This is a genomic window from Mesobacillus campisalis (assembly GCF_000986785.1).
Lineage (GTDB): Bacteria > Bacillota > Bacilli > Bacillales > Cytobacillaceae > Mesobacillus_B > Mesobacillus_B campisalis.
Genome location: NZ_LAYY01000022.1, coordinates 1 through 12,482 on the forward strand (window position 1 = coordinate 1; position 12,482 = coordinate 12,482).

11 protein-coding genes are annotated in these 12,482 nt (G+C 48.0%); all 11 read right to left on the minus strand.

Translation table 11 applies throughout. The features are described from left to right. Positions 1 to 137: 137 nt before the first annotated feature. Complete coding sequence (locus tag WQ57_RS17160; protein ID WP_046524994.1) at positions 138 to 929, minus strand: hypothetical protein; 792 nt, start codon at positions 927 to 929, stop codon at positions 138 to 140. A 31-nt stretch (positions 930 to 960) separates the two neighbouring features. Continuing rightward, positions 961 to 1,152: a YbxH family protein gene (locus WQ57_RS17165; RefSeq protein ID WP_046524995.1), complete on the minus strand. Its 192-nt coding sequence runs from the start codon at positions 1,150 to 1,152 to the stop codon at positions 961 to 963. Positions 1,153 to 1,268: 116 nt separating this feature from the next. Continuing rightward, entirely contained in the window at positions 1,269 to 2,219 is a 951-nt protein-coding gene (locus WQ57_RS17170) for a ribose-phosphate diphosphokinase (protein ID WP_277620300.1), read from the minus strand. A gap of 141 nt (positions 2,220 to 2,360) precedes the next feature. Next, positions 2,361 to 3,227 carry an alpha/beta hydrolase gene (locus tag WQ57_RS17175; protein WP_046524996.1) on the minus strand — a complete coding sequence of 289 codons (867 nt, stop codon included), beginning with the start codon at positions 3,225 to 3,227 and terminating at the stop codon, positions 2,361 to 2,363. 228 nt (positions 3,228 to 3,455) lie between these two features. Beyond that, positions 3,456 to 4,922, minus strand: a complete 1,467-nt coding sequence (gucD, locus tag WQ57_RS17180; protein ID WP_046524997.1) for an alpha-ketoglutaric semialdehyde dehydrogenase GucD — start codon at positions 4,920 to 4,922, stop codon at positions 3,456 to 3,458. Positions 4,923 to 5,030: 108 nt separating this feature from the next. Beyond that, positions 5,031 to 5,930 (minus strand): fumarylacetoacetate hydrolase family protein, encoded by a 900-nt coding sequence (locus WQ57_RS17185; RefSeq protein ID WP_046524998.1) that lies wholly within the window; start codon positions 5,928 to 5,930, stop codon positions 5,031 to 5,033. A 77-nt stretch (positions 5,931 to 6,007) separates the two neighbouring features. Continuing rightward, positions 6,008 to 6,781: an IclR family transcriptional regulator gene (locus tag WQ57_RS17190; protein WP_046524999.1), complete on the minus strand. Its 774-nt coding sequence runs from the start codon at positions 6,779 to 6,781 to the stop codon at positions 6,008 to 6,010. An 88-nt stretch (positions 6,782 to 6,869) separates the two neighbouring features. Then, complete coding sequence (locus WQ57_RS17195) at positions 6,870 to 7,814, minus strand: sugar kinase (protein WP_046525000.1); 945 nt, start codon at positions 7,812 to 7,814, stop codon at positions 6,870 to 6,872. Then, the gene (locus WQ57_RS17200; protein ID WP_046525001.1) at positions 7,805 to 10,009 is read right to left on the minus strand and encodes a dihydroxy-acid dehydratase domain-containing protein; all 2,205 of its coding nucleotides are present in this window, start codon (positions 10,007 to 10,009) and stop codon (positions 7,805 to 7,807) included. The genes WQ57_RS17195 and WQ57_RS17200 overlap by 10 nt, the downstream gene beginning before the upstream one ends. A 15-nt stretch (positions 10,010 to 10,024) precedes the next feature. Continuing rightward, positions 10,025 to 11,173 (minus strand): galactonate dehydratase, encoded by a 1,149-nt coding sequence (dgoD, locus tag WQ57_RS17205; RefSeq protein WP_046525002.1) that lies wholly within the window; start codon positions 11,171 to 11,173, stop codon positions 10,025 to 10,027. A gap of 18 nt (positions 11,174 to 11,191) precedes the next feature. Next, positions 11,192 to 12,463: a nickel pincer cofactor-dependent isomerase, group 22 gene (locus WQ57_RS17210; RefSeq protein WP_046525003.1), complete on the minus strand. Its 1,272-nt coding sequence runs from the start codon at positions 12,461 to 12,463 to the stop codon at positions 11,192 to 11,194. Positions 12,464 to 12,482: the final 19 nt, after the last annotated feature.

Genomic DNA, 12,482 nt, shown 5'->3' on the forward strand with positions numbered 1-12,482 from the left:
TAGGCAACCGTAAAATCCTCTTTATTAATCACTTCATCGCCTCCTATTTAGCCTAATTCAACCAGTAAAACGTTAGGAAAGCAAAAGCCTTTAACTCATAATACCCTGCTTTAATAAAAATTGATCATTGGTTCAGGTTAACAAACGCCCAATATCCATCCCTCAAATTGCTGGGCACAATTTTTCTCTTCTTCCGTTAGGGTTGCAGGTTCAAAATACTTCCCAAGGGTCCCATTCGCATCTCTTTCCTGCAGCCAGGCCGCGATAGCAAAGGCGTCCTGTGCATCACGTGGCCAATTATGGGGAAAACGGGGATCAGACTTCTTGTATCTTTGAATCAGGAGGGCCGGGTAGACTTCCGCCAGAATGCTTTCTCCGTTAACTGGCGTCCAGCCATCAAACGGCCAGATATGGAGATTTTCATTCACCGATTTACGCAGCTCAAATACCCAGGGAATCCCTGCATGGGTCGAATAGGAGACGGCCCCGGTCATTTGCTCGAAATTCCAGGCGCTTTTGGCGGACGATGTAAATGTCTCTGTTAAACGGAGTTCATGAGAATCGGGATAGCCGGGTACTCTGTTTCGGCAAACACTCACCGGCTCCGACTTTGTATCCCAAAGTGACTGGAAATGAAGGAGAAACTGGTCCCAATTCTGCAGGTGATGCTGTTTAAAATAGGACTGTGGAAATGACAAGCAATGGTCGATACCGATAATGTATTTTTCATTGGCACCTTTTAATTTTTGTTTAAGATACTCATAAACTTCTTTCCGCGACCAGCTAAAAGTTCGGCCCTGGCTTTCAGGAGGGGAGATCCGTTCGAAATCCCCTCTGGAATCCATTTTTACTACCTGGATGCCAGTAACACGCTGAACAGGGCTGCCTCTTCCCGAATAATCTATGCCAATATAACCATCAAAAGACATGGCAAGTTCCTCTCCCTCTCTTGTTCACAGTTTAAATCCCGTGCGTTTCACAGTATTCGTCAATAACCTGTTCAATTTGACCGGGATCAGGAGATGTTCCTGAAAATGAAAACTTCAGCTCTTCAAGGAATTCTCCTTTTCGATAAACATGGACGGCTCCATCCTGACTAATGACACTATACTCGGGTTCAAATCGGTATCCATTTCGTTCAACTGCTCCCATGTTGAAGCTCCCCCTTTTATCCTTTCGCGTTCTTATCATTGTTTCACCAATCTCCGGCTGCCATTCCCGCCATATTGAAAAAGGCAAACTCATCTATTAAAGAGTTTGCCTTTCTCCTATTCAAACAGCGGACTGACGGCTTTTTCATTATGAATGCGGTCAATGGCCTCCACCAGCAAAGGGGCAACGGACAGGTTGCTGACTTTGTTGCTTTTCTTCTCGGCTGGCATTTCAATCGTATTGGTTACCACGAGTTCCTTGATTGGAGAGGATTCGATTTTGATCACAGCTCCCTTTGTAAAAACGGCATGGGTGGCCGAGGCATAGATGGATTTTGCTCCATTATCGGCCAGAGCATTGGCTGCGGCAATAATTGTGGACCCAGTGTCGATTAGGTCATCGATCAGGATGGCGTTTTTGCCTTGAACATTTCCTATCACATGATAGGTTTCCTCGTCGCCATCTTCGAGTTTGCGTTTATCGATCATCGCAAACGGAGCATCCAGGATGGCCGCCATTTTTCTTCCGCGTCTGGTGCTTCCCTGGTGAGGCGCTACGACAACGATATCGTCCAACCCTTTGTCGATAAAATACTGGGCGAGAATTGGAACCCCGATAAGATGTTCAACAGGTATTTCGAAAAAGCCCTGAATGGATGCGCTATGAAGGTCCATGGTAAGAACCCTGGTAGCACCGGCATTCTCCAGCAGGTTGGCCACAAGTTTAGCCGTAATGGGCTCACGCGATCGAGCCTTCCGATCGGACCGGCCATAGCCGTAATAAGGAATGACCACATTGATTTGGGACGCGGATGCCCTCTTCAAGGCATCCACCATAATGAGCAGTTCAAAGATATGTTCATTTACAGGGTCGGAAGTCGATTGAACGATAAACACTTCACTTCCCCGAACACTTTCTTCAATATGTATTTGGATTTCGCCGTCACTGAACCGGTTGACGGAGCACTTGCCGAGCTTGCAGCCTAAAATTTCGGCCATTTCAGCCGCCAGCTTTCGATTGGAATTCAGGGTAAACATTTTAAAACTGTTTTTCAGTCGATATGACACCTTTTAGCCTCCACCTGTCCTTTTAGTTTTTTCGTACCTATTATACCTGATTTTAATATAAACAACGAGCCAATAGACAAAACCTGAGTTAAAAGAAAAATGCCAGGAAATCCCCTGGCATTTTTCTAAATGGAAGTCTGCCTATAACCGTCCGGCCGACTTGTACATTCCCTGGTATTTCTTTTCAATCAGTTGGTCCAGCCAGGCTTTAAGGTCTTCCAAAACCATTTCCTTCCCGGCTTCATCAAACGGGCGATGCCTCACTCCCGGATATTCCCTCACCTGCTTTTCGCGGGAACACGCCTGGCGGAAGAAGGTTACGAGTTTTTCGGGAGGCGTGATTTTATCGTCCAATCCATACTGAAGCAGGAAAGGCAGCTTCAGGTCCTGCGCCTGCCTTTCCACACGGGTAATGGCAAGCAGCAATTCCCGGCCCAGTGCGGGGGTAATCGTATTGTGGCGCAAGCCCTCTGGGTTGCGGCTTTCCTGCAGGTACGGATCCTTTTCCTTGAGCCTGAAGTTTCCTTTTTTGATAAGAGGCAGATCCGGCTTCAGCACGTTCAGGATCTTAAGGCCTATACGCTCAAGCAAACTGGCCTGATAGGAAATGGCCGGCGAAATCGCCACTACGCCCGAAAGCCCTTCTCCATGGTCCATGACATAATCGAGGGAAATCAAAGCACCCATGCTGTGGCCGACCAGAAAGATTGGCAATTTAGGCTGCTGCTGTGCGATAAGCTTTTCAAACTTTTGAAGGTCTTCCTTAAATTCGTTCCAGTTTTGCACATATCCCCTTTTACCGGCGCTTTTTCCATGGCCGCGCAAGTCAAGGGCATAAACAGTGTATTTTTTTTCCGAGAGGCCGGCGCTAAGATGGTGCAGACCCCCGCTATGGTCGCCAAAGCCATGCACAAGGATGACCGCCGCTTTCGGAGTTCCTTTTGGTTTGATAATACGATAGTACAATTCTGTTCTGCCGGCACCATAAAAGGTCCCTTCTGCTGTCATTTCTGCCTGGTCCTCCTGTTCAATAATGTGATCAATATAGAAGAAATTGTGTATTTTTTTAATAAAATTCATTATATCGCAATAATCGTTAATGTTCATTAATTTGTATGTGTTTTCACAAATTGTTAAATTATCATTTGCCGTTATATAAGGACTGGGAATTAAAAAGAACGCTGAACCAATAGGATCAGCGTTCTTTCCCCTGAAGGAGGAGAACCCAATTTTTTTTTACGCTTTGACGAAGACCGTTTTGATGGAGGTGAAAAATTCAATAGCTGCCTGACCTTGCTCGCGTGAATGGGAGCTGGACTGTTTCATCCCTCCGAAAGGGGCCTGAAGCTCTACTCCAGCTGTTTCTGCATTTACCCTGACAAGTCCGGCATCAATATCATTGATGAAGGCAAGGATTTTTCCGATATCCTTGGTGTAAATGGAAGCACTGAGCCCAAACTCGGTATCATTGGCCAGTTCAATTGCTTCTTCGAAGGACTCAACCTTAATCAACGCAAGGACAGGGCCGAAGATTTCTTCGCGGGCAATCGTCATCTTGATATCAACGTTTTCAAAGACGGTCGGCTCAACATAAAAACCATTTTCGAGTCCCTCGGAGGTTACTTTTTTGCCCCCGAAAAGAAGGTCGGCACCTTCAGCCAAGCCTTTGTCAATATAGGATAGAACTGTTTTGTACTGGTTTTCGCTTGCACATGGACCCATCCATGTCCCCGCATCCAGGCCATGGCCTACCTTCAATTCCCTGACCTTGGACAGCAGTTTATCCTTAAATGTATCGTAAACCTCTACCGCCACGAAAACCCTGCTCGTTGCCGTACATTTTTGGCCGGTGGAGCGCAGTCCGCCGCTGATGGTGCCTTCTACGGCCAAATCAAGGTCGGCGTCGCTGGCAATGATGACCGGATTTTTGCCTCCCATTTCAAGCTGGTATTTGGCTCCACGTGCAAATGCTCCTTGTCCTACTCTTTTCCCTACTTCGTTTGATCCCGTAAACGTAATTCCATTTATATCAGGGTGATCAACAATTCCCTGCCCAATAATAGAACCGGAGCCTGTCACCATATTCACAACCCCTGCAGGAAAACCGGCGGCATCAAAGCACTCAATAACCTTGGCGGCGGTAACCGCTGCTTCTGTTGCAGGCTTAAGAACGACGGTGTTTCCATAGATAAGGGCTGGCGCCATCTTCCAGATTGGAATGGCTACCGGGAAGTTCCATGGTGAGATGACACCAACCACTCCAAGCGGCGTCCTAGTGGTGAACATCAAGGCTTCCTGATCGGTTGAGGGGATAACATCCCCGACCTTTCTCATTCCTTCCCCTGCATAGTAGCGGAGGATGGCTATGCCTCTTGCTGTTTCGCCTTTTGCTTCTGGTAAGGTCTTTCCCATTTCTTTTGTCATTGTTTCGGCAATTTCATCGAGGCGGCTTTCGAGCATATTAGCCGCTTTATATAAAAATTCGCCCCGTGCCGCGCCAGAAAGCTTGCGCCATTCGGTCTTGGCCGCTTTCGCAGCAGAAACGGCGGCATCGAGCTCTGCTCTCGATGAAAGCTGGACATAACCGACGACTTCATTCTTGTTTGCAGGATTGACGCTCGGCTCCAGACTGTTTCCGTCTGCAGAAATCCACTCTCCATTAATATAGTTGCTGTACGTGATTGCTTCAGTTTGAGTTTTCATGTTTTCCACCTTCCTAAATTAATAGATTGATAAAATTGCAGGGACAACTGCCAAATCCCCCTCATTATGCTGCTTTAAAATCCGGCAAACCTTTGCCATAAGGGAAATTTAAGCAAGTTCTCTTGCCTGCTGCTGTACTTTGACAGGATTGGTCAATACTCCAATGGTCGAGATTTCAATTTCGATTTTATCATTGTCCTGAAGTGTAAATTCATTTGGCGGGACAATACAAGTTCCTGTCAGCATAACGGTTCCATCAAACAGCTCATTGTCCTTCTTAAGATAAGAGACGAGTTCGACAAATTTTCTTTTCAGTTGTGCGGTATTGGCCGTTCCTTCCACCGTAAGCTGGCCATCCCGGTAGATGCGGCATGTAATCTGGAAATTGTAAGCATCTTCTACCGTTTCTGCCAGGCGGATGGCAGGTCCGATGGAACAGGAATTTTTCCAAACCTTCGCCTGCGGCAGATAAAGCGGATTTTCCCCTTCAATGTCCCGGCAGCTCATATCATTGCCAATCGTATATCCAACAATTTTTCCCGTTTCTGTCAGCACCAGCCCCAATTCGGGTTCCGGAATTTGCCACTGGGAATCGCTTCGCAAATAGACAGGATCATTGGGACCTATGGTTCTGGCTGCAGTCGACTTGAAAAAGATCTCCGGCCGCTCGGCGTCATAGACTTTGTCATAGCAGGTCGCTTCCTGGGCTTTCCCGCCGGTAGCTTCATAGTTTCTGGCATCCCTGCTTTTTTCATAGGTAACCCCGGATGCCCATACCTCAGGGGCGACGATTGGCACAAGAAGCTTCAGGTCTTCCAGCACTTCTTCAACAGGCTGCGTACCGGCGATGGAATCTTCAATCAGCCTTAGCGGGGTCACTCCTCGCTCTTCTGCTTCCTTTACTAGTTCCATAAAACCAGGGTACGGCAATAAATAAATCTCCTCCTGATCGGTTAAAGCACCAAGTACCGGGACGGAATTTGCATTTAGAAAACGAATGATTCTCATATTTAAAACCTCCTGTTTTATATTATAAAATTCAGTTTTAACATTTTTGCAAAACCTGCCCTTACGCAGGTTAAAAACTACTTTGCCATTCTACTCATTTCATATCCTAATTCTTTTGATATTTTTACCGAAGCCTGCTTTAAAATTTCTACAGTCCGATCAAGTTTGCCCTGGTCCACACCCGCAGCATGCTGCGACATGCTCATCGCGGCAATTACAGTTCCCGAGTGATCCCAAATCGGAACAGCCACACACGTAATTCCTGGTTCATTTTCTTCCTTGTCAATAGCAAAGCCATTTTGCTTTACTGCTTCAAGCTCAGCTATAAAGGCTTCCTCCGAGGTGATTGTTTTGTCTGTCTGCTGAATATATTCATACCCCTTAAGGAGGTCCTGGAGTTCACGCTTGGTTTTATTGGCTACCAGCGCCTTGCCCACTGCGCTTGAATGCAAAGGGATTCTCCTTCCAATTCTCGAATAGAGAACCGTGGCTGAAGTTCCCTCCACCTTATCAATATAGATTCCTTCCCTGCCGTCCAGGATAACCAGGTGTACGGTATTTTGTGTTTTTACGGACAAGTCAATAAGATGTTTTTTTGCTATAGTCCTGAGATCCAGTCTCCTGATAACAAGATTGCCGCGCTCAAACAGTTTCATGCCAAGCCGGTATTTTCCATTATCCAAATTCTGTTCGATATAGCCTTGGGACTGAAGCGTTTTCAGCAAGGAATGAACGGTGCTTTTATGAAGGTGCATTTTCTCGCTGATATCGGTGATTTTTAGCTCAGTTTCGTATTCATCAAACAAATCCAAAATGCGGAGCGCTCTGTCTACTGATTGAATAATTGGCATGTTCTTCACCCTTTACGATGGTTAAAATTTCTCTTATGGTATTATTTTACCATAGAGGCAGGAAGTAAAGATGCCCACATGCTTAAAATTAACGAAGCACTTCCGCATCCGCTTTTTCCTTTATTATTTGTTCCCAATTTGGATATCCCTCGGCGTCTCCAGCTACACTCAGGGCATAAGCGCCAACCTTGTTGCCAAGTGCGACGGCTTCTTTTACTGGCCAATTTCTCAGCAGCCCCGAGAGGAACCCCGCCGCAAAGCCATCCCCTGCCCCAATTGGGTCAACAATTTCCGTTACAGGAAAACCGGGTACATGCGCTTCCTCCGCCTCCGAAGCAAAATAAGCTCCTTTCTCTCCCAGCTTGACCACCACAAAGCTGGAGCCGTTTTCCAGAAAAAACGAGGCGATATCCTCTGGCTCGGTCTTACCTGTTAATATGGATCCTTCCTCCAAGCCTGGAAGAATATAATCACATTGGGCAACGATGGGCACAAGCGCTTCCCTCGCTTCCTCTGCCGACCAAAGTTTCAGCCGCAGATTGGGGTCAAAAATCACTTTTACGCCATTTTGCTTTGCGATGGAGATCGCATGGTGAACAGTCTCTTTGCAGCTCTCGCTTAATGCAGGCGTGATGCCTGTCAGATGCAGGAATTTTGCCTCCTTTATTTGGGCTTCCGGAATGTCTGACGGCGTCATCCTGCTGGCAGCAGATCCTTTCCGGTAATACAGAATATTGGGTTCCTTGCCAGGCCGCTGTTCTTTAAAAAACACTCCCGTGGGACGGGAGTGATCAAAAACGACTCCAGTCGTATCGACGCCTTCCCCACGTATATAGTTTCTGATATAGGTGCCAAACTCGTCTTTTCCCAGCCGGCTGGTCCAGCCAACCTTGTGGCCAAGCCTGGACAAGGCAATCGCTACATTTGATTCCGCCCCGCCGATGGTTTTTTGGAAATGGCTTGTAAATCTCAATGGTCCCGCTGTTACCGGAGTAAACAAAACCATGGTTTCACCAAATGTGATCACGTCCATGCATTTTCACCTAAAGCATGAACATCAATATCGGTTTGATAATGAAGGGTGGCATCTTCCGCTACTTCAAGCGGGACGACGCCGTGTGCTGCATCGGTGTGTCCGGCCATCCTATTGCTCGCGGCAACAAGGCGCTGCCGCTGACGAATTTTCATAAGCCTTTCCATACCCAGCTCTTGCCTTGCTAGTTTGGTATCTTCAAAGTTAAACTCCAGGAGTCCCTGCTGAAACTTTTCCTCATCCAGAAATTCGATTTTCCGATTTCGCAATTCAAGGTACAGCACATCCCCTGTTTTCAAATAAAGAATCCCGCCGCCGTTTTTGGCTTCTGGGGTCATGTGGCCGATTGCTGCACCATAGGTGACACCGGAATACCTGCCATCGCTGATTAAGGTCGCTAGCCGCTTTAGCTTGCGGTTGGCATTGATATGCTGCATTGGCGTAAACATTTCCGGCATGCCAAATGCCTCTGGGCCCTGACCGGACACCACCACAGAGATTTTTAGCGCACCGTTTGCCGCCATTTCGTCAAACAGCTGGTCATACTCCAGTTCCCTGCAGAGTTCGTACAGTTCGGGATCATTTTGTTTCAGTACCGCCTGCATCGTTTGGTAATGAAAGCTGCGGTTTGCTTTCAGTTTATCCAGCAAATGCTCATCCAGAAGACTTTCATTCGCGCTGTCTTCATTGTCATAAAAAAGAACGAAGGCTGCTTTCTTGTCAAAATTGTCAAGCTGGTCGGTCGTCATGCCGCTGATTTTTACCACTGCACTTTCAAAAAAGTTTCCTTTTATGACATCCACGCCGCTGAACATTCTTCTTGGCTTTGATAGGATGACGGGATTATCCTGGACGCCTGACGCCGGTAATTGCTGCTTCCTGGATAGCCGCTCCTCCCAGGTAGTTCCAGTCACAGTCGGTGCCGCAATATCCATCGGCACGCCATTTTCCATCAGTTCATGGAACAAGGTCTCCATTCCCCTGATTTTTCCACTGCAGCACTGCATCGCAAGAGCAAAAATGTCCCTGCCCTGGGTGAGGCTGTAATTAAACAAATCCGGAATGGGAACTTCATGGTGAATCTGGTCATAATCCCATAAATCGAATTTATAACCGCCATAAAGCATCGCTGCGACGATATGCATCATAAGGTTAGTTGATCCCCCGGACGCGCTGTGGATCCTGATTGCATTTTTTATGTTGGCTGCCATGATATTTGCGGTGCCGAAGACAGGGTTATTGATCATACTTGCCAGTGAATCGATAGATTGATTGACTTCTTCTTGTGTTGGGGGTGCTGTCAGCATTTCCAAGGCAGGATGCACAAGTCCCATTCCGGCCACCAGATGCCTTGAGCTGTTGCCCGTTCCATTGAACGCGCAAACTCCCCCCTGTCCGTCGCAGGTGGCAACCGCCAGTTTTTTCTCATAGACATCATGTTCTTCCTTGGAGATGATTCCCCTTTCCCTTGCTCTTTCGAGAACACCTTGAAATGCAGTATTGGAAGAACATTGAAGGATATAGGAAAGAGCATCGCGGAGATCAAGGGCAATGTCCTCTGCTCCATGTGATTCCGCCTGACAGGCAACTTCCTCTAATTCCGAGAAAAGCGCGCTGGGAATACTTCCTCCTTTCAAAACATGGGCCGGGGCAAAGGTAGCAAAGAAAGGGGCTTCGCCACGATGCCTTCTGATCCTGTCAAGATGCGCCAGTGCACTGACGACACCGAGAGGCTGCTTATCGCATCCCTGGATGACAAAGGCTCCATGGTAGCTGTGTGCCTCCATCTGGTTGACAACCATCTGGGCGACAGCATTCCTGCTTTGAAGCGAGTAGCTCATTCCCTGATTGCTTTGCGCTGTGCCATCGCACATGACCGGTGTGGAAAATTGGAAGGGCACACCTCCGTTTTGCCAAATCCGGATTGCTGCCCTGGCAATCGTCTGAAAGTCCATAATATGGGCAGGATGGTCCGGAGACCCCCCGATAATGGCAATCCTTGGTGCATTATGATGGAGCCTGTCATAGATTTCCTCCAATGACCAATCAGGCTGTACACCTTTCATTTCCGAGCTAAGGATTTGTTTTGAGCGGTCCAGCAGCCCGGCGACACATATTGGCTCATTGGCTTTTCCCTGAACATTGTCCCTGTATGGATTTACGTTGTTCTCGATATAAGGGAACTTGACGGTCATTCCTCTTCCTCCTTTTTACCATTCTGCAACACTGCCATCGACATTTCGCCAGACAGGATTTTTCCAATCATGGCCTTTTTCTGCGGCCTCCCTGACGGCTTCCTCATTCACGCTGATCCCTAGTCCCGGACCGCTTGGGATCTCAACATAGCCATCCGTATACTTAAACACGGATGCATCGCTTAGATAGTCCAGCAAATCGCTGCCTTTGTTGTAATGGATGCCCAGGCTTTGTTCCTGAATGATGGCGTTTGGCGTACAGGCGTCAAGCTGAAAAGAGGATGCCAGGGCAATGGGTCCAAGCGGGCAATGCGGTGCTACTGCCACATCAAAGGCTTCGGCCATCGCGGCAATTTTCTTCGTCTCCAAAATTCCGCCGGCGTGGGAGAGATCAGGCTGAATAATGTCCACATAGCCGTCCAGCAGGATTTGCTTGAATCCCCACCTGGTATATTGCCTTTCTCCCGTCGCAATTGGACATGTCGTGTGCCTGGCAATTTCCCTAAGTGCTTCATTGTTCTCCGGAAGCACAGGCTCCTCTATGAACATTGGCCTAAAAGACTCCAGTTCCTTTACGAGAACCTTCGCCATTGTCTTATGGACTCTGCCGTGGAAGTCGAGGCCGATACCCATGTTGGTTCCGACAGCTTCCCGTACGGCAGCAATTCGCTTAACCGCTTCCTCCACCTTTGAAAATGAGTCTATGTAGTCCATTTCTTCTGTTGCATTCATTTTTACAGCCGTAAAGCCTGCATCAGCCTTTTCTTTGGCTGCAATCGCCACATCAGTGGGCCGGTCACCGCCAATCCAGGAATACACCCTGATCCGCTCACGAGCCTTGCCTCCCAGCATTTCAAAAACAGGGATGTTGAAATATTTCCCTTTGATATCCCACAGTGCTTGCTCAATTCCGGAAATGGCACTCATTAAAATTGGACCGCCCCTGTAGAAACCGGCCCTGTAGAGAACCTGCCAGTGATCTTCGATTTTAAGCGGATCCTGTCCAATGAGATAACTGCTGACCTCTTCCACGCAGGCTCGCACTGTTTCCGCTTTTCCTTCGATAATTGGTTCCCCCCAGCCTGATATTCCCTCATCGGTGTCAACCTTTAGGAAAAGCCAGCGGGGAGGCACTTTATAAAGTGTAAGCTTTGTAATTTTCATCTGGCCCGCCTCCCTTTATCATGGTTTGAGCTGCTCTTCTCTAGAGAATTCCATCTCTACGGGCTGTGATAGAATCTCAATGTCCTCCATTTCCCTGGCTTCATCCAGCAGGGCTTCCGAAATCCAGATTTCCTGAATATCAAGAGTGTTCTTGATTCTGACAACCCGTGCTTTATCCAGGTCAAAGGCGTTGCAGGTTTTAATCGCGGCTTTTACCGCCAGCTCCTCATTTTCGAGAATCATTGGCAGCTTGACGACATCAATGACAGTGCTTGTGAGGGCATTTGCGTATCCTTTTTCAAGCATGATACTGTCCATCACTTTTTTCGTGGTCATATCGGCCATGCCAATTCCATTGGCATTCCCGTGTGTTTTCTTCGTTAATCCCAGCACCGCAATCCGCGCCACCTCCGGGCCGCCGCTTGCATAAGGCGTTGCATACCTGCCAGTAATGTTCGGGTCCATTCCATCACCGGAAATATCCTTTCCGATTTCATTGACCACCAGGACATCAATAGGATCAAACAAAATTTTCGGCATCAGCGATTTTGCTTCCAGCAGAAGCTCGGGTTCTTGTTTGATAAGCTCTTCGGCAGGAATCGCTACAATCTTCGCTGGTCGGTCATAGGCATTCTCAAGGGTTCCCAAGCCAAAAATGATCGGAACACGTTCAATTGCGACCTTCGCCATTTCGACGACATGTTCGGCCATATATTTGAAACTGAAAGCGTGTGCCGCTTCTGCTCCTTTTTGTTTCCCGAGGCCAATCGTAATCATTTTCATCAGGCCGCTTTCGACTGGTCCCCGGAAGGCGGTGTGCGGTTTAATCCTGTTGATGACAATCACCTTGTCGGCTTGGTATGCGTGCTTATCCATGTAGATTGGAAGGCCGTTGTCCAGCCTTCCAATCTCTATCACTTCCATGCTCGCAAGAATAGGTGCCCCGACAATTTCCTCGGTTACTCCCAGCTGTTCAAGTACATCGATTTGCCCTTCCGCTGTCGCCCCGCCATGGCTTCCCATGGCAGGAACAATGAATGGCGTTCCGCCTGCCTTTTTCACGGCAGCGGCCGTTTCCCTGGCTAACACCGGGATATCGGCCACGCCCCGTGAACCCACCGCTATCGCCACCCTATCTCCCGGTTGGATTCTGTCCAGCACATTCGCCTTGCCGATTGCTTCCTGAACGGCTTCCGCTACATTGGGGATTTCGGGAGCGTGAAATTTCTGCCTGACTTTTACCATCCTGGGAATTGGAACCTCTTGCAGGAGCTCTTCAATGATATTCATCCGCTATCCTCCATCGTCG

Bases quoted from the DNA above. Each gene is read 5' to 3' on its own strand.
- WQ57_RS17210 (WP_046525003.1), bottom strand. From the start codon at position 12,463: ATGAATATCATTGAAGAGCTCCTGCAAGAGGTTCCAATTCCCAGGATG.
- dgoD (WP_046525002.1), bottom strand. From the start codon at position 11,173: ATGAAAATTACAAAGCTTACACTTTATAAAGTGCCTCCCCGCTGGCTT.
- gucD (WP_046524997.1), bottom strand. From the start codon at position 4,922: ATGAAAACTCAAACTGAAGCAATCACGTACAGCAACTATATTAATGGA.
- WQ57_RS17195 (WP_046525000.1), bottom strand. From the start codon at position 7,814: ATGGACGTGATCACATTTGGTGAAACCATGGTTTTGTTTACTCCGGTA.
- WQ57_RS17175 (WP_046524996.1), bottom strand. From the start codon at position 3,227: ATGACAGCAGAAGGGACCTTTTATGGTGCCGGCAGAACAGAATTGTAC.
- WQ57_RS17160 (WP_046524994.1), bottom strand. From the start codon at position 929: ATGTCTTTTGATGGTTATATTGGCATAGATTATTCGGGAAGAGGCAGC.
- WQ57_RS17165 (WP_046524995.1), bottom strand. From the start codon at position 1,152: ATGGGAGCAGTTGAACGAAATGGATACCGATTTGAACCCGAGTATAGT.
- WQ57_RS17190 (WP_046524999.1), bottom strand. From the start codon at position 6,781: ATGCCAATTATTCAATCAGTAGACAGAGCGCTCCGCATTTTGGATTTG.
- WQ57_RS17185 (WP_046524998.1), bottom strand. From the start codon at position 5,930: ATGAGAATCATTCGTTTTCTAAATGCAAATTCCGTCCCGGTACTTGGT.
- WQ57_RS17200 (WP_046525001.1), bottom strand. From the start codon at position 10,009: ATGACCGTCAAGTTCCCTTATATCGAGAACAACGTAAATCCATACAGG.